This window comes from Streptomyces sp. NPDC088730, assembly GCF_044751215.1.
In the GTDB taxonomy this organism is placed as follows: domain Bacteria; phylum Actinomycetota; class Actinomycetes; order Streptomycetales; family Streptomycetaceae; genus Streptomyces.
Genome location: NZ_JBIVLK010000015.1, coordinates 126,075 through 141,392 on the forward strand (window position 1 = coordinate 126,075; position 15,318 = coordinate 141,392).

Here is a 15,318-nt window from a genome sequence, read left to right on the forward strand (position 1 = left end):
CCGGCGGATGAGGCGTGCCGGGGCCGGACTACGAGGAAGTGGAGGTGGTGGTTCAGCCGTCGATCCGGTTGCGCTCCCCCGCCTCGACGGCGAACGGGAGGGTGTTGCCGGGCGGCGGGAAGGGGCAGATGAAGTGGTCGGCGAAGGCGCAGGGCGGCAGCAGCGCACGGTTCAGATCGACCGTCACGCTGCCGTCGGCGGCCGGGGCGGCGGGCCGCAGGAACCGGAAGCGGTAGCTGCTGTGCCCGCTGGTGGCGTCGGCGAAGACCGCCCAGAGCGAGCCGTCCTGCTCCACGGCGACCTGGAGCGTGTGCTCCGCACCGTCCAGCTCGAAGGCGATCTCCCCGCCGAGGCCGAGTCCGCGCTCGACCCCGTCGGCGTTCTCGACCCGGACGGTGCGGGAGGTGTCGTACCGGCGGAAGGTGCCGGGCAGCGACCAGCGCGGCTCGTACGGCGTGGCCTCGATCGCGCGGAAGGCCCGCCGCGCCGCCGAGTCCGGGTCGAAGTCGCGCACGGCCCAGAGCCCTTCGCGGCTCAGCACGAACAGCCGCCGCTCCCCGTGCGCGACCCGTGACCCGTCGATCGGACCCCGGTCGGCGCCGAGCCGGACCTGCCCGGTGAACGGCTTGCCGTCGACGGTCAGCCCGTCCTGCGGCCCGGCGGTGAGCTCCAGCTCGTCACCGTCCTCCCGCCACTGCCCGGGAATGGCCGGAATTCGGCCATCCGGGTAGTCGGAGAGCCAGTGCGTGCCGGTGAGGGAGAGCGGTCCGTACGGTGCCGAGACCGTGCCGGTGCGCTCCTCGTGCCAGCGGTCCCAGTCCTGCGCTGCCTGCTGCTGTGCGTCCGTGCTCATGGGCTCAACCTTTCCATACGGGCTCCGCGAGCCCGAGGTGCGACCGGAGTGTGGAACCGGTGTACGCCGAGCGGAAGACCCCGCGCTCCTGGAGGAGCGGGACGACCCGGTCGACGAATTCGTCGAGTCCGCCCGGGGTGAGATGCGGTACGAGGACGAAGCCGTCGGCCGCTCCGGCGGCGACGAATCCGGCCAGCTCCGCCGCGACGGTTGCCGGGCTGCCGGTGAACGACTGCCGGCTGGTCGCCTCGATGACCGTCTGCCGGATGGAGAGCCCCTTCGCCTGCGACAGCGCGCGCCAGCGGGCCGCGACGGCGAGCGGGTCACCCTGGCGCACCCGGCCCTGGCCCTGGCCCAGCTCCGGATCCGGGACCGGATCAGCCTCGGGGAGCGGCCCGTCCGGGTCGTAGGAGGAGAGGTCCCGGCCCCAGACCTGCTCCAGGGCGAGCATCGCGTTCTGCGGCGAGACCTGCTGGAGCCGGATCGCGGCGGCCTTCTCCCGCGCCTCGGCGTCGGTCTCCCCGAGCACGAAGCTGGCACCGGGCATGATCTTCAGCTCGTCGGGTCCCCGGCCGTACTTCGCCAGCCGCGCCTTGACGTCCGCATAGAAGGCGCGGGCCGCCTCCAGGGTGCCGTGCCGGGTGAAGACGACATCGGCGGCGGAGGCGGCGAACTCGCGGCCCTCGGGGGAATCCCCGGCCTGAATGACCACGGGATGGCCCTGCGGGGAGCGCGGCAGGGTGAACTCGCCCTCGATGGAGAAGTGCTCGCCGTGGTGGGCGAAGGGGCGCGGGACCCCGTCCGGGGTCCAGGAGTCCCACAGCTCGCGGGCGGTGGCGACGAACTCGGCGGCGCGGGTGAGGGGGGTCCCCGCTGTCCGAGCGGAGCCGAGAACCTGGGGGAGGCCGGCCCGGTCCGGATAGCCGCCCCGGCGGAAGTTCTCCCCGGTGAAGGCGTCCGAAGAGGTGACGACGTTCCAACCGGCCCGGCCCTCGCTGAGGTGGTCCAGGGTGGCGAGTCTGCGGGCCAGCTCGAAGGGTTCGTTGAAGGTGGCGTTGACGGTGGCGGCCAGGCCGAGCCGGTCTGTGACGGCGGCCAGCGCGTTGAGCACGGTGAGGGATTCGGGGCGGCCGACCACGTCCAGGTCGTGGATCAGCCCGTTGTGCTCGCGCAGCCGCAGCTCCTCGGCGAGGAAGAAGAAGTCGAACAGTCCGCGTTCCGCCGTGCGCGCCAGGTGTTCGAAGGAGGAGAAGTCGATCTGGCTGCCGGAGCGGGGGTCCGCCCAGACGGTGGTGCTGTCCACCCCCGGGAAGTGTGCGGCGAGGTGCAGCTGTTTCGGGGCGGTCGTCATGCCCGTTCTCCTCGAAGGACGCGGCCCCGGGCGTACCGGTTGGCCGGGCGGGCCAGGCCCAGGTGCTCGCGGAGGGTTCCGCCGGGGTGGAAGGTGCGGAAGAGGCTGCGGTGCTGGAGCAGCGCCACCGTGCCGTTGACGATCCGTTCGAGATCGCGGCCGGGCGTGATCGGGGTGAGGTGGAAGCCGTCCACGGCCCCGGCGCGGTGCCACCGGCCGATCAGGTCGGCGAGGTCCACCGGGCCGCCCCGGTAGTACGTGCCGTGCGCGGCGAGCGGCGGTCCGCTCGCCAGACCGGGTTCCGGGGCGGATTCGACGTCCCCGAGGTCCACGGTGAGCGCGGCGAGCACCCGGAGGGTGTCGGGGTCGCGGCCGTGGGCCCCGGCGCGGCGGCGCACGTCGTCGCGGATTCCGGCGGTCCGCTCGGGCGTGGTGGCCCGGACGAGGACGACGTCGGCGTGGCGCGCCGCGGTCTGCCTGGCCGGTTCCGCCGTGCCGTCGATGACGACGACCGGACGGCCCTGCGGGGGCCTGGGCACGACGGCCGGTCCGCGGACGCCGAACGTGGCGCCCTCGAAGTCGACGTGGTGCAGCTTGTCCCGGTCGACGAACCGCCCGGTGGCGGTGTCCCTGATCTCGGCGTCGTCCTCCCAGCTGTCCCAGAGCCGCGCCCCGGCGTCCGCCACCTCACCGGCCTCGCGCCAGAGTTCTGCGGCGGGCGCGGCCGGGCGCCGGCCGAACAGCCGGGCCTCCGCGCCGGTCGTCGACACATCCGCCTGCCAGCCCGCCCGGCCCCGGCTCACCCAGTCCAGGGTGGCCACGGCGGACGACACGTGGAACGGCTCGGTGTGGGTGGTGGTGACCGTCGGCACGAGCCCGATCCGGCGGGTGGCCGGCGCCACCCGGGACAGCACGGAGAGGGCGTCGGGGCCGGGCCGGGCGAACGAGTCGCCGAGGGTGACGAAGTCGAGGGCGCCCTGCTCCGCGAGCCGGGCCAGGGCGGTGTAGTGCTCCGGCTCGTAACGGGGCGGACCACCGATTTCGGCGGCGAGGTGGAGTGGGCGGATCGGCGGCATGTACGGGCCCTTTCGGCACGGTTCGGGTCAGGTTCCGGAACCCGGCCGACGCTCCACCGGCCGGGTTCCGGGTCACAGGACCTTGGAGAGGAAGGCGCGGGTGCGCTCGTGCCGGGGCCGGTCGAGCACATCGGCGGGCGGGCCCTGTTCGACGATGCGTCCCTCGTCCATGAAGACCACGGTGTCGGCGGCCTCCCGTGCGAACCCGATCTCGTGGGTGACGACGATCATCGTGGTGCCCCGGTCCGCCAGGTCCTTGATGACGTCGAGGACCTCACCGACCAGTTCGGGGTCGAGCGCGGAGGTGGGTTCGTCGAAGAGCAGCAGCTTCGGTTCCAGGGCGAGCGCGCGGGCGATGGCGACGCGCTGCTGCTGGCCGCCGGAGAGCTGCCGCGGATAGGCGTGCGCCTTGTCGGCGAGGCCGACCCGGTCCAGGAGTTCGTGCGCGGTGGCGGTGGCCCGCTCCTTGGGGCGGCCGAGCGCGGCGACCGGGGCCTCCGTGATGTTCTCCAGGACGGTGAGGTGCGGGAAGAGGTGGAAGTTCTGGAAGACGAAGCCGATCCGGGTGCGGCGGCGCAGCACCTCGCGCTCGGGGAGTTCGTACAGCTTGTCGCCCTTGCGGCGGTAGCCGACGTAGTCGCCGTCCACGGTGATCGAGCCGCGGTCCGCCTTCTCCAGGTGGTTGACGGTGCGCAGCAGGGTGGACTTCCCGGAGCCGGAGGGGCCGAGGACGACGGTCACCTCGCCGGGGCGCACGGACAGGTCGATCCCGCGCAGCACGTGCAGGGAGCCGAAGCTCTTGTGTACGCCCCGGATCTCCACCATGGCTTCGGCCTGTCCCCGGTCGCGGTCGGCGGGGTCCGTCTTCGGTGGGCTGGTCGTCGTCATGGGTTCCTCTGGCGGTTCGTGGCGGAGGTGCGCGGGCCGGTGTCGGTCATCGGTTCAGCCGTCGCTGCCGGTGAGTTCGCGCAGGAGGGTGAGGGCGGCACGCGCCGTGGCGTCGTTCTGCCGGAAGGCCGGGCCGCCGGTGCGCGGCCGGGTGAAGGCGCCGCCGGTGCGGGCGGAGGTGTGCGGGCCGAGCGCGAAGCGGCGCGGGTGCGGGAGGCCTTCGCGGTCCAGGATCCGGCCGTCGTCGGGGTCGACGGCGAGCAGTCCGGTGGCGGTGGCGGCGGCCCCGTCCCGGTCCAGGGTCCGCAGCAGGGTGCTTCGGGTGCGTTCCGGCGCGGGGTCGGGCAGCCGGGCCTCGACGAGGGCGCGGGCCTCGATCCGTTCGCCGGGCACGGTGGCGCTGCCGGCCCGGAAGACGCCGTGCCGCTCGTCGGTCCCGACGGTCATCCCGGCGCCGAGGAAGCGGACCACGCCGGCCCGGGAGAGCGCCAGCAGCTGCCGCAGCCGGGGGCCGGGAGGGCCGGAGGCGAGGTAGCTGAAGAAGCCGTGCCACCAGTCCCCGGTGTCGCCGAACCGGATCAGCTGGCCGTAGGCGGAGAGCAGTCCGAGGAAGACGGCGAGGTCCTCGCTCTGCCCGGGGTCGTGCCGGCGGTCGAGGTCGGCGGCGATGTGGTCCCGGGTCGCCTCCTGGAGGGCGTCGTACGAGGGGTGGCGTACGCCGTCCAGCGGGCGGTCGAGCGCCCGGATGTCGAGCCGGTCGGCCGGGTCGGGGACGGCGGCGTCGATCAGGGCCCGCAGCTCGTCGCTGCCCGGCTCGGCGGCCGCGTACTTCTCCTCGAAGGCGGTCCGGTCCGCGGTGGTGCGTTCGGGGTGGGCGGTGAAGAGCTGGTGGTAGTGGGCGTACCCGAGCTCTTTGTCGATATGTGGCCAGATATCGCGGCGGAAGTCCGGCGGTTCCGTCCGGCTGAGCAGTTCCTCGGTCCGCTCGGGGCCGAAAAACCGGGGCAGCGGTGGCCGTTCGCCCTGCCAGCCGTATCCGATCTTGGAGCGGTACGGTACGCCGCGCCGCGATCCGACGTACAGGACGGGCTCCCGGCCGGAGGGCAGGTAGTCGCCGTTCTCGTACCGCCCGCCGCGGCCCTCCGTGAGCAGCACCATCAGGTCGATGAAGGCGAGCCCGAAGCCCCGGACGATGACGGGTTCGCCCGCGGGCAGGGCGCTGAGATCGCTGTCGGCGGTGAAGTCGGGCGGCAGATGGACCAGTCCGTGCCGGTCCGCGAAGGCGGCGAGGGCCTGCTGTCCGGCGTCCGGTTCGGCGTCCAGGTGGCCGATGGTGAGGACCACCAGGTCCGCGAGCAGCGGTTCGGCACGGCCCTCCAGCCGGACGCGCTGGGGGCCGTCGGGCGGGCCGGTGACGTCCAGCGCCCGGCCCCGGTGTTCATGGACGGTGACCGAGGGCGGGAGGGCCGCCACGGACTGCTCGTACACCCAGCGCAGGTAGGCGCCCTGGAGCCGCCGGCTCGGGAAGTCCTGCCCCCGGAGCGCCTCGATCTCGGCGCGGAGGCCGGGCTCTGCCGCCTCGCCGGGTGGCTGGATCCGGCCCTCGCGCACGTCCGCCGCCCAGGCGTCCAGGGCGGGCCCCGGTCTTGTCGGCCCGTCCTGGCGGACGGTGTCGTCGGTGAACATGGTGACGTCCTCCGCCATGGAGTTCATCCACAGCAGCGGCGACTGGTCGTGGCGCCAGATCCGGCCGGCGCCCGGCGGGTACGGGTCGACGAGGTGCAGGTCCAGCGGCCGGTGGCCGTACAGCTCCGGGGCGTTGGCGGCGATGCGCTCGATCAGGCCGGTGCCGCGCGGTCCGGCGCCTATGACGACCAGCGAGGGGCGGCCGTTCACCGGGGGTCCGCCGAGCCGCGGGCGTAGTGCCGTTCGACGTAGTGCTGGCCGACGCTGAGCACCGAGGTCACCACGACGTACCAGAGGGTGGCGACCAGCAGCAGCGGGATGACCTGGTAGGTGCGGTGGTAGACGAGCTGGACGGAGTACAGCAGGTCCTGCACGGCGATGATGCTGACGATCGAGGTGCCCTTGAGGGTGCCGATCAGCATGTTCCCCGCGGGCGGCACGATGGAGCGCATCGCCTGGGGCAGCACGATCCGGCGCAGCCGCCGCCACGGGCCGAGGCCCAGCGACTGGGCGGCCTCCAGCTGTCCGCGTTCCACCGAGAGGATGCCGCCGCGTACGACCTCCGCGGCGTAGGCGGCCTCGTGGAGCGTCAGTCCGATGACGGCGACGGTGACGGGGCCGAGGAGGTTCACCGTGCGGACGCCGAGTATCTCCGGGTAGAGGGCGCCGATGTTGAACCAGAACAGCAGCTGGACCAGGATCGGGGTGGACCTGAAGAGCCAGACGTACCCCCAGCCGACGGCCTGGAGGACGCGGTTGGCGGAGAGCCTCAGGACGGCGAGCAGGGTGCCGAGCGCGAAGCCGAGCACCATGACGAGCGCGGTGAGCCAGAGGGTGAGCCAGAGACCGCGCAGCACGGCGGTGGTCAGGAAGTAGTCGCCCACGACGTCCCACTGGAAGGCGTCGTTGCGGATGACCGAGTTCAGCGCGAGGGCCAGCAGGACGAGTACGGCGGCGGCGGCGGCCCACTGACCGGTCCGGCGGGCCGGGACGATGCGCAGCCGGTCGGCGGCGGTGCCGTCGTCCTTGAGCGGTGGAGCCGGACGGGCCGGCGGGAGGATGTCTGTCGGTGCGGACATGCGAGGGCTCCGTGGATGCGGTGATCGAACACGGGGCGTGCCCTCGGCACGGAGTACGGCAGCTGGAAACACAGCAGCCTGGAACGCGACAGCTCGCGAAACGACATGGGCCGGGCCCCTCAGCACGGTCCGCCTCCGAGGTAAGCGCTGTTCGCAACGGGATGTCAAGCCTGTCCACACTGTGAGCCGTACCCCCAGGGCCAGTTGACGGACTACCGGATGCCTGTTCCACTTGGGCCATGCATTCGCAGAAATGGCTGGTCAAGCGCTCCCACATCGACTTCGGTCGCGTGTGGTCCTGTTCCTGTTGAGCTGACCCCGCTGCGTTCCCGCCCTTCTCGCGCCGTGAGCGGCGCGAGAGCCCTTTCCTTCTGTGTGCCCTCGCGCACGCGACAGCGCTCCACCCCTCCCCTCGCCATCACCCCGTGCCCCGCGACGCCGCGGCACGTCTTCCTCCGTCCCGGCCGCGGGCTGCCTCGCGCTGCCCCGGTGCGGTGACCGGCAGAGCCCTGCCGGTCACCGCACCCGCACCCGTCCCCGGCCGCCGAAAACTGGAGACCTTCCCTGATGCCCCGTACCCGGCACACCGCTGCCTTCGCGCTGATCACCGCGGCCATGCTGGCTCTCACCGCGTGCGGTTCCGGCGATCCGGCGACCGCCCCCGCCGGCGAGGCCGGTCCCGCCGCCGAGCACGCGATCCCCACGGCCGACGTGGTGTCGGGGGTGAAGCGGGACAAGGCCGCGGCCGGCCTGCTGCCGGCCGCCGTCCGCTCCGCCGGGACCCTGACCATCGCCTCCAGCGTCGGCACCCCGCCCGGAGCCACCTATCTGGCCGACGGCAAGACCCTGGCCGGCACGGACATCGACTTCGCGGACGCCGTCGCCAGGGTGCTCGGCCTGAAGCCGAAGCGGGAGGTCGCCGCGTTCGAGGCGATCCTTCCCGCGCTCGGCAGCGGGAAGTACGACGTGGGCACCGGGAACTTCGGGGTCACCGACGAGCGCCGGAAGACGATCGACTTCGTCACCTACCTCAACGACGGTCAGGGCTTCGCGGTCCGCGACGACAGCAAGCTGGGCAAGGTCACCGATCTGACCCAGCTCTGCGGCCTGACGGTGGGTACCGCCGCGGGCACCACGTTCGAGGTGACGCTGGAGGAGAACCGGCACCGGTGCGCCGACGCCGGCGAGAAGCCGTACGACGTGAAGACGTACTCGGACCTGGCCGCGGTCTGGAGCTCGCTCCAGCAGGGGCGGACCGACATCGTGATGTCGACCATCAACGGGCTGCGGTACGCGGTGAAGCAGCAGGAGGGTGTCCGCTTCCTCAACGAGTTCGCGCGTCTCGACGTCGGCTTCGCCTTCAAGAAGGGCACTCCGCTGGCGCCCGCGTTCCAGGCCGCGGTCAGCGCCCTCAAGGCGGACGGCACCTACGACCGGATCCTGAAGAAGTGGGGCATCGACGAGTCGGCGATCGAGACCTCGAAGATCTCGCCGCCCGAGATCAGGTGATGCCGGCTCCCGGGTGACGAGCCATCAGGTGCGCCGGGGGTGCGCGCGAGGGGCCTGGCGTGACGTCACATCAGCAGCTGCAGTCACAGCCGCAGTCGCAGCAATCGCAGCCGTCACAGCAGTCGCCGCAGCAGTCACAGCTATCGCAGCAGTCACCGCAATCGCAGTCGTTGCACAGCCCCTCGCGGCGCTGCCGGGTCCACGGATCGTCGAAGGTGCCGCAGCACATCTGGCAGGTGCAGGCCAGCCCGGCCCACACCAGGCACCCCACGACGAGCCCCCGCCGGTCGCGCGGCGGCTCCGGCGGCGGCTGCGGCGGGCCGGAGGGGGCGCCGGGCCCCGAGGGCGCGTAGGGGTTGCCCGGCGGCGGCCCGAACTGCGCCGCGTGGCCCCCTCCTGACGGGTGATCGGCCGACAGGTCATCGGCTGACGGACGGACGGCTCCGTCCGGGCCGGCGGGGCCCGCGGTCAGCAGGCCGCCCGACCGGTGGGAGCAGACGTCCGTGGCGAAGGCCCGGTCCACCGAGCGGCGCAGTTCGTGCGCCAGCAGCACATGGGCCAGCCTGCCGTCGGTGAACTCCGCGTCGCGCAGCGCCAGCCGTACGCCGCGCAGCGCGTCGTCGCACAGCCGGCGGGCCTCGGCGCGCGAGGTGCCGGTCGCGGTGAGCGGGTTCCAGGCACCCGACGCGGCGTCAGCTTCCTGGTCCTCCACGGCATCCAGCAGATGCGCGAGGCGTCCGAAGAGGCGGCCCGCCTCGGCCAGCGGCTCGGCGTTCCGCGGCCTGCCCGCGAGGACGGCGGTGTGCGCGAAGGCCGCCGCGGTGGCCGTCTCGGTGGGCTCGGTGACCGTCAGCAGCGGGGTGCCGGGGCCGGCGAGCAGCTCGATGCCGGTCTGCCGGTCGACGGCGTCGACGAGCAACGCCGTGTCGAAGCCGAGCTGCGCGCCGGTCCGCGCGCCGGCGCGATCCCAGCCCGCCGCCACCCTGCGTGCCGCCGCCGCGACCGGGCGCCGCTTCAACAGCCCGTCCCGGTCCGCGACGTGGTCCCGCACCTTGGCCGACGCCAGCACCAGCGAGACGGCGGCCGCCAGCCTGGCCCCCTCGCCCCGCGCGACCGGGGCGGTCCGCATGGCGCGCAGCGGGCAGGGGCCCGCCCTGCGGCGCTGCGCGGGGGTGCGCTCGGTCTGAGCCTCCGTCAGGACCGAGATGATCAGGCCGTCATAGTTCGTCACGATACGGGCGAACTGTCCGTGATCGGACCGGAGTGCCAGACAGAGCCCGCAGAGATGGGCCATCCACTCGGCCCTGAGCCCGTCCGACAGCCGGTGGACACAGGGCCTGACTATTCCGAACACGACGATCCCCCGGGTCTCGTTCAGCTGTGCGCCGCGCTGGGGCGAGGGCGCGCCGTGCATCGTATCGAGCGCCCCGTTCACCCGTACGTCCCCCATGTCACCCGTACGGCCCGGAGCATCATATTTTCTTTCTCCAGGGTCCTTTAGCAGGAGGAACCTTGACGAATCGCCATATCCTCTGCACCAGTACCGTCACGAATGGCCTGCGCGCCGCCTATCCCCTTGGCGCACGATCCGCATCATGGACGACCATAGGGATACGAGAGAGATGCGGAACGCCAAGGAACCGCGGTGAGAGGAGGCGTCCATGGGATCGGTGCGCAAGGCGAGTGCCTGGCTGGGCCTCGTAGAGGACAACGACGAGCGGTACTACGACGACGACGATTACTCCGAGGGTGCACGGACCGGGACCGGACAGGCCTGGGTGACCGATCCGCGGGTGCGGGTGGCGTCCGAGGCGGCCGAGGAGACGGGCCGCCGGATCGCCACCGTGACCCCGGACAGCTTCCGGGACGCCCGGAGCATCGGTGAGCTCTTCCGGGACGGCGTCCCGGTGATCATGAACCTCACCTCCATGGACTCCGCCGACGCCAAGCGCGTGGTGGATTTCGCGGCAGGGCTGATCTTCGGACTGCGCGGGTCCATCGACCGCGTCGCCACCCGGGTCTTCCTGCTGACCCCCGCGGACACCCAGGTGGTCAACGGCGAAGCCGCCGGCCGGCCGGCCGACGGCTTCTTCAACCAGAGCTGAGCGGGGCGCTCACCGAATCGGTCGGGCCGTTGTTCCGGACTACCGGAACGCGTCCAGACCGGTGAGCGCCTTGCCCAGCACCAGCTGGTGCATCTCCACGGTTCCCTCGTAGGTGAGCACCGATTCCAGGTTCGTTGCGTGCCGCATCACCGGGTACTCCAGCGAGATCCCGTTGGCGCCGAGGATGGTGCGCGAGGTGCGGCAGATCTCGATGGCCTCCCGCACGTTGTTCAGCTTGCCGAAGCTGACCTGTTCCGGGCGGAGCCTGCCCGCGTCCATCCGGCGGCCCAGGTGGTGGGCGAGCAGGATGCCCTTGTGGAGTTCGACGGCCATGTCCGCGAGCTTGGCCTGGGTGAGCTGGAAGCCGCCGATCGGCTTCCCGAACTGCTCCCGGGTCCGCGCGTAGTCGACGGCCGCCTCGAAGCTGGCCCGTGCGGCGCCCATGGCTCCCCAGACGATGCCGTAGCGCGCGTGACTGAGACAGCTGAGCGGCCCGCGCAGACCGGTGGCTCCGGGCAGCACCGCGTCGGCGGGCAGCCGTACCCCGTCGAGGACCAGTTCACTGGTGACCGAGGCGCGCAGGGACCACTTGTGCCTGATCTCGGGCGCGGAGAAGCCGGGCGCGTCGGTGGGCACCACGAATCCCCGGATGCCGGTGCCGGCGGACCCGTCGTCGGTCTGCGCCCAGACGACGGCGACCCCGGCGACCGAGCCGTTGGTGATCCACATCTTGCGGCCGCTGAGCACCCAGTCCTCGCCGTCGCGCTTGGCGTGGGTGCGCATGCCGGCCGGGTCCGAGCCGTGGTCCGGCTCGGTCAGGCCGAAGCAGCCGATGATCTCCCCCGCCGCCATGCCCGGCAGCCACCGCTGCTTCTGCTCCTCGGAGCCGAAGCGGTGGATCGCGTACATGGCGAGGGAGCCCTGTACGGAGACGAGTGAGCGGATGCCGGAGTCGGCCGCTTCGAGCTCCAGGCAGGCCAGCCCGTACTGGACGGCGGTGGCGCCCGCGCAGCCGTAGCCCTGCAGAGACATGCCGAGGGCGCCGAGCGAGCCGAGTTCGCGGGCCAGCTCGCGGATGCCGGGCAGTTCGCCGTCCTCGTACCACTGCGCGATGTGCGGCAGGACGCGGTCGGCGGCCCAGGCCCGGACGGTGTCGCGGATCGCCAGGTCCTCCGGGCTCAGGAGGTCGTCGATGCCGATGGGGTCGCGTGGGTCGAAGGGCGGGAGCTTCGAGGGCGGAGCGGTGGACATGAGGATGTGCCTCCGGCGGCTCGCAACGGTACGGAGAGGTCGTACGGGACGCCGGAAACCAGCGGAGCGGGTTACGGCGTCGTGCCGACGTTACGGCCCGGCACCGGAAACTAGCAGTGTTAGTTACGGGCGTCGTGCCGACGTTACGGCTCAGCGTGCCGTGCGTCCAGAGCCGGTCGCCTCCGCCGCCCGCCGCGCGCCGGGCAGCGGCAGCAGGGCCCCCGGCCGGTCGGCCGCCGGCGCTTCGCCGCCCCGGTGACCGCGGGAATCCCCGGTCTCCGGGGCCTCGGCGGCCCGGCGCCCCTCCGGGGATTCACCGAGCTCGCCGATCGGCGGCGGGCACTCCATCACCCGGGGCAGCCGGAGCGCGGCGAGCGCCCCGAGCAGCAGCAGGGCGGCGCTGACCAGGAGGGTGATGTGCAGCCCGTGCACGAAGGCGTGCCGGGCCGTGGAGCGCAGCACCCCGCCGAGCGGCCCCCCGAGCTGCCCGGCCACCTGGTAGGCCTCACCGAGCGAGCGGGAGGCGGCGGCTCCGGCGGCGGCGGGGACGCCCGCTTCGGGGAGCCGCGCGAGGCCCGGGGTGTACGCGGCGTTCATGACGCTGCCGAGCAACGCGATCCCCATGCCCGCGCCCAGCTGGTACGAGGTCTCACCGATCGCGGCCGCCCCGCCGGCCCGGTCCGCGGGGGCCTCGCTGAGCATCGACTCGTACGCGCCGAAGAGCGTGGACTGGAGGCCGAAGCCGAGCACGACGAAGGACACCGTGAGCAGTCCGGGCCGGTCGTGCTGCCCCATCACGGTCAGCATCAGCACCGCTGCGGCGGTCAGGACGAAGCCCAGTCCGACCATCCGGCGGGGCCCGACCCGGCGCAGGGTGTACGAACCGGTGGCTCCCGCCGCCATCGCGGCGAAGGTGAGCGGCAGCAGCCGCAGGCCGGTCTCCAGCGGGCTGAGGCCCAGGACGAGCTGGAGGTACTGGACGGCGATCAGCTCCAGGCCGACCAGGGCCAGCATGGCGACGACGATGCAGCCCACCGCGGTGGAGAAGGCCGGCCTGGCGAACATCCCCATGTCGATCAGCGGGTGCGTGCGCCGCTTCTGGCGGCGGACGAACGCGAGGAGCAGCGCGGCCCCGGTCAGCAGGGGGACGAGCGTGGCCGGTCCGAGGACACCCTCGCCGGTGCCCGCCCGCTTGACACCCAGCACCACTCCGAGCACACCGGCCGCGGCCATCAGGGCGCCGAGCACGTCCCAGGGGCCGTCGTCGCCGCCCCGGGACTCCGGGAGCAGCAGCCGGCCGACCGGGAGGAGCAGCGCCATCAGCGGGATGTTGACCAGGAAGACCGACCCCCACCAGAAGTGTTCGACGAGGAAGCCGCCGATGACCGGTCCGGTGGCGGCGCCGACCGCGGCGACCGCGGACCACACGCCGATCGCCACGGCCCGCTCGCGCCGGTCGGGAAAGACCTGGCGGAGGATCGACAGGGTGGCCGGCATGATCATCGCGCCGCCGACACCGAGCAGGGCCCGCGCCGCGATGAGCACACCCGCGCTGTCGGCCAGCGCCGCGACGGCGGAGGCGGCTCCGAAGAGGGCGTAGCCGAGCAGGAGGACGCGCCGCCGCCCGACCCGGTCCCCGAGGGTGCCGAAGAGGATCAGCAGCGAGGCGCAGACCAGTGGGTACGCGTCCACGATCCACAGCAGGCCGACGGCGCTTGGCCGCAGGTCCTCGGTGACGGCCGGGACGGCGACGTGCAGCACCGTCGCGTCGAGCGCCACGAGCAGCAGGCTGAGGCAGAGGACGACCAGGACGACCCATCGGTTGGCACCGTCGGCGGCTGCGCGCAGGCGGGCTCGGGCTGTGGTCGTCCCGGACATGCATCTACCTCCCAGAAGGTCCCTCGCGCTCGGCAGGCCCGCTGGGGATCCAGCGACCGCTGTCCCTCCGGGCCCGGCATCGACGGGCGAGTGATGCGTCAGCGTACGCGAGTTCGACAGGGCCACACGTGGTCCATCTCATACCGCCAACGGCCTCCGACTGTGGCGTGCGCCACTGCCCGCGGCCGGCCCGGCCCGCCGGGAGACCCCTCCCGACCTGCGCGGACCGGCTGTCCGGCGGCGCCCGGGACGGGCCGCGGGAGCGGTGCGGAGCGCTTGCCGGCGGGCGGGCGAAGGCGTCGAGTAACCGGATCGATACCGTCCGTTCCGCCTCTCCGTCACTCCCGGTAAATGCACTTCGATATCCCGTGCGCTTTTACGCCAATATCCAAAAAGCTCTCCGCGCACGTACCGAAGTAATAGAACGGAAGGAATCCAGGATTCTCCGGCGGGCCGGGAAAACCGGCCGCACTGAGACATAGTCCACATCACATCGTCATCACAAAGCGGCCGGATCGACCAGGTCACCCACTCACTCGCTGTAACGTCGATTGGGTGCGTACCGACATCTTCGCCCGCCTGGACCGGGAGCCGGAACCGCCGAAGATAGAGACACCGCGGATGAGCCGTCACCGCATCGCTCTCTTCGGCGGGACGTTGGCGTTCTATCTCGCCATCGTCATTGCCGTGCTCATGTCGTCCTGGCTGGTGACCCTGGACTGGAAGGTCATGCTCTTCCGGCCCTACCAGCAGTGGCCCGAGATCCATGCCTTCCTCGACTACTACGTCGTACTCGGTCAGCGCGGACCCACCGCCGTCATGGTCGCCTGCTGGCTCGGGTGGCGCTCCTGGCGGCAGCACACCCTGCGCCCCCTGCTGACGCTGGGCGCCTCACTGCTGCTGCTCAACGCGACGGTGGGAGCGGTCAAGTACGGCCTCGGCCGGCTCGGCCCGCACTACGCGACCCAGATCGGATCGGCCGAGCTCTTCGCCGGCGGCGATATATTTCCGTCCGGGCACACCGCCAACGCGGTCGTGACCTGGGGAATCCTCGCCTACCTGGCCGCCACCCCGCGGGCCAGGCGCTATCTCTCCGCGATGTCCGCGGTCGTATCGCTCGGGGTCGGCCTCACGACCGTCTACCTCGGTACGCACTGGCTCAGCGACGTGGTGCTCGGCTGGGCGGCGGGACTGCTGATCCTGCTCGGCCTGCCGTGGTGCGAGCCGATGATCACCCGGGCGGAGAACTGGATCTTCGCGGCCCGGGAGCGGCTCAGCGCCCGCAGCAGGCTCGTACCGGCCCCGCCCGTCGCGGCGGGCGACCCCCAGCCGGTTCCGGCCGGGCAGCCGGCCGCGGCGGAGGCGGTCCGGGACCAGGTCCGCCCGCCGGCCGCCACGGACAGCCGCCCGGCGGCGGTGGCGGTGGTCACGACGGCCGGGGGCAGCCGCCCGCGCGCCCACACCACGCCCCCCGTGCACCAGGGCCACCCGGCCCGCTCGGAACGCACCCCGGTCACCCCGGCGGGCAGCCGCCGCCCGCCGCACGCGGACCGCACGCCGCGCGGCGGCACGGCCCCGGCCCGGCCGGTGGCGGGCGGCTGACCGGTACGCGCGGACGCACTCGCCCGCACGGGTGAAGGCC

12 protein-coding genes are annotated in these 15,318 nt (G+C 72.8%); 3 read left to right on the top strand and 9 right to left on the bottom strand.

Annotation, left to right across the window (positions count from 1 at the left end; all coding sequences use genetic code 11):
• Nucleotides 1-52: 52 nt before the first annotated feature.
• The 6 genes from ACIP89_RS31725 to ACIP89_RS31750 all read right to left on the bottom strand — a co-directional run bounded on the left by ACIP89_RS31725 (nucleotide 53) and on the right by ACIP89_RS31750 (nucleotide 6,933).
• Nucleotides 53-853 carry a DUF1684 domain-containing protein gene (locus ACIP89_RS31725; protein ID WP_401930518.1) on the bottom strand — a complete coding sequence of 267 codons (801 nt, stop codon included), beginning with the start codon at nucleotides 851-853 and terminating at the stop codon, nucleotides 53-55.
• Nucleotides 854-857: 4 nt separating this feature from the next.
• On the bottom strand, nucleotides 858-2,204 hold the full coding sequence (locus tag ACIP89_RS31730) for an NtaA/DmoA family FMN-dependent monooxygenase (protein WP_402117884.1): 1,347 nt from the start codon (nucleotides 2,202-2,204) through the stop codon (nucleotides 858-860).
• Nucleotides 2,201-3,280 carry an LLM class flavin-dependent oxidoreductase gene (locus ACIP89_RS31735; RefSeq protein WP_401930513.1) on the bottom strand — a complete coding sequence of 360 codons (1,080 nt, stop codon included), beginning with the start codon at nucleotides 3,278-3,280 and terminating at the stop codon, nucleotides 2,201-2,203. Before ACIP89_RS31735 ends, ACIP89_RS31730 begins: the two co-directional genes overlap by 4 nt.
• Nucleotides 3,281-3,352: 72 nt before the next feature.
• A complete protein-coding gene (locus ACIP89_RS31740; RefSeq protein WP_401930792.1) occupies nucleotides 3,353-4,105 on the bottom strand; it encodes an amino acid ABC transporter ATP-binding protein in 753 nt (250 codons plus the stop codon).
• A 117-nt stretch (nucleotides 4,106-4,222) separates the two neighbouring features.
• Entirely contained in the window at nucleotides 4,223-6,064 is a 1,842-nt protein-coding gene (locus ACIP89_RS31745; RefSeq protein ID WP_402117885.1) for an FAD/NAD(P)-binding protein, read from the bottom strand.
• Nucleotides 6,061-6,933 (bottom strand): amino acid ABC transporter permease, encoded by an 873-nt coding sequence (locus ACIP89_RS31750; RefSeq protein WP_401930507.1) that lies wholly within the window; start codon nucleotides 6,931-6,933, stop codon nucleotides 6,061-6,063. The genes ACIP89_RS31745 and ACIP89_RS31750 overlap by 4 nt, the downstream gene beginning before the upstream one ends.
• A gap of 567 nt (nucleotides 6,934-7,500) precedes the next feature.
• On the opposite strand from ACIP89_RS31750, the gene ACIP89_RS31755 reads away from it, so the two are divergent.
• Nucleotides 7,501-8,442, top strand: coding sequence for an ABC transporter substrate-binding protein (locus ACIP89_RS31755; RefSeq protein WP_402117886.1), 942 nt, complete (start codon nucleotides 7,501-7,503; stop codon nucleotides 8,440-8,442).
• Between the two features lie 70 nt (nucleotides 8,443-8,512).
• On the opposite strand, the gene ACIP89_RS31760 is transcribed toward ACIP89_RS31755, so the two are convergent.
• Complete coding sequence (locus tag ACIP89_RS31760) at nucleotides 8,513-9,796, bottom strand: DUF5685 family protein (protein WP_402117922.1); 1,284 nt, start codon at nucleotides 9,794-9,796, stop codon at nucleotides 8,513-8,515.
• Between the two features lie 307 nt (nucleotides 9,797-10,103).
• Here ACIP89_RS31760 and ACIP89_RS31765 point away from each other — a divergent pair, with 307 nt between their 5' ends.
• On the top strand, nucleotides 10,104-10,547 hold the full coding sequence (locus ACIP89_RS31765) for a cell division protein SepF (RefSeq protein WP_401930501.1): 444 nt from the start codon (nucleotides 10,104-10,106) through the stop codon (nucleotides 10,545-10,547).
• Between the two features lie 39 nt (nucleotides 10,548-10,586).
• On the opposite strand, the gene ACIP89_RS31770 is transcribed toward ACIP89_RS31765, so the two are convergent.
• Both ACIP89_RS31770 and ACIP89_RS31775 read right to left on the bottom strand, forming a co-directional pair.
• Entirely contained in the window at nucleotides 10,587-11,798 is a 1,212-nt protein-coding gene (locus tag ACIP89_RS31770; protein ID WP_401930498.1) for an acyl-CoA dehydrogenase family protein, read from the bottom strand.
• 150 nt (nucleotides 11,799-11,948) lie between these two features.
• Nucleotides 11,949-13,676, bottom strand: coding sequence for an MFS transporter (locus ACIP89_RS31775; protein WP_402117887.1), 1,728 nt, complete (start codon nucleotides 13,674-13,676; stop codon nucleotides 11,949-11,951).
• 555 nt (nucleotides 13,677-14,231) lie between these two features.
• Between ACIP89_RS31775 and ACIP89_RS31780 the strand changes: the two genes are divergently transcribed.
• Nucleotides 14,232-15,278 (top strand): phosphatase PAP2 family protein, encoded by a 1,047-nt coding sequence (locus ACIP89_RS31780; RefSeq protein WP_402117888.1) that lies wholly within the window; start codon nucleotides 14,232-14,234, stop codon nucleotides 15,276-15,278.
• Nucleotides 15,279-15,318: the final 40 nt, after the last annotated feature.

Excerpts from the sequence above, each read along its gene's own strand:
- ACIP89_RS31725 (WP_401930518.1), bottom strand. The coding sequence starts at position 853 with ATGAGCACGGACGCACAGCAGCAGGCAGCGCAGGACTGGGACCGCTGG.
- ACIP89_RS31730 (WP_402117884.1), bottom strand. The coding sequence starts at position 2,204 with ATGACGACCGCCCCGAAACAGCTGCACCTCGCCGCACACTTCCCGGGG.
- ACIP89_RS31735 (WP_401930513.1), bottom strand. The coding sequence starts at position 3,280 with ATGCCGCCGATCCGCCCACTCCACCTCGCCGCCGAAATCGGTGGTCCG.
- ACIP89_RS31740 (WP_401930792.1), bottom strand. The coding sequence starts at position 4,105 with ATGGTGGAGATCCGGGGCGTACACAAGAGCTTCGGCTCCCTGCACGTG.
- ACIP89_RS31750 (WP_401930507.1), bottom strand. The coding sequence starts at position 6,933 with ATGTCCGCACCGACAGACATCCTCCCGCCGGCCCGTCCGGCTCCACCG.
- ACIP89_RS31755 (WP_402117886.1), top strand. The coding sequence starts at position 7,501 with ATGCCCCGTACCCGGCACACCGCTGCCTTCGCGCTGATCACCGCGGCC.
- ACIP89_RS31765 (WP_401930501.1), top strand. The coding sequence starts at position 10,104 with ATGGGATCGGTGCGCAAGGCGAGTGCCTGGCTGGGCCTCGTAGAGGAC.
- ACIP89_RS31770 (WP_401930498.1), bottom strand. The coding sequence starts at position 11,798 with ATGTCCACCGCTCCGCCCTCGAAGCTCCCGCCCTTCGACCCACGCGAC.
- ACIP89_RS31775 (WP_402117887.1), bottom strand. The coding sequence starts at position 13,676 with ATGTCCGGGACGACCACAGCCCGAGCCCGCCTGCGCGCAGCCGCCGAC.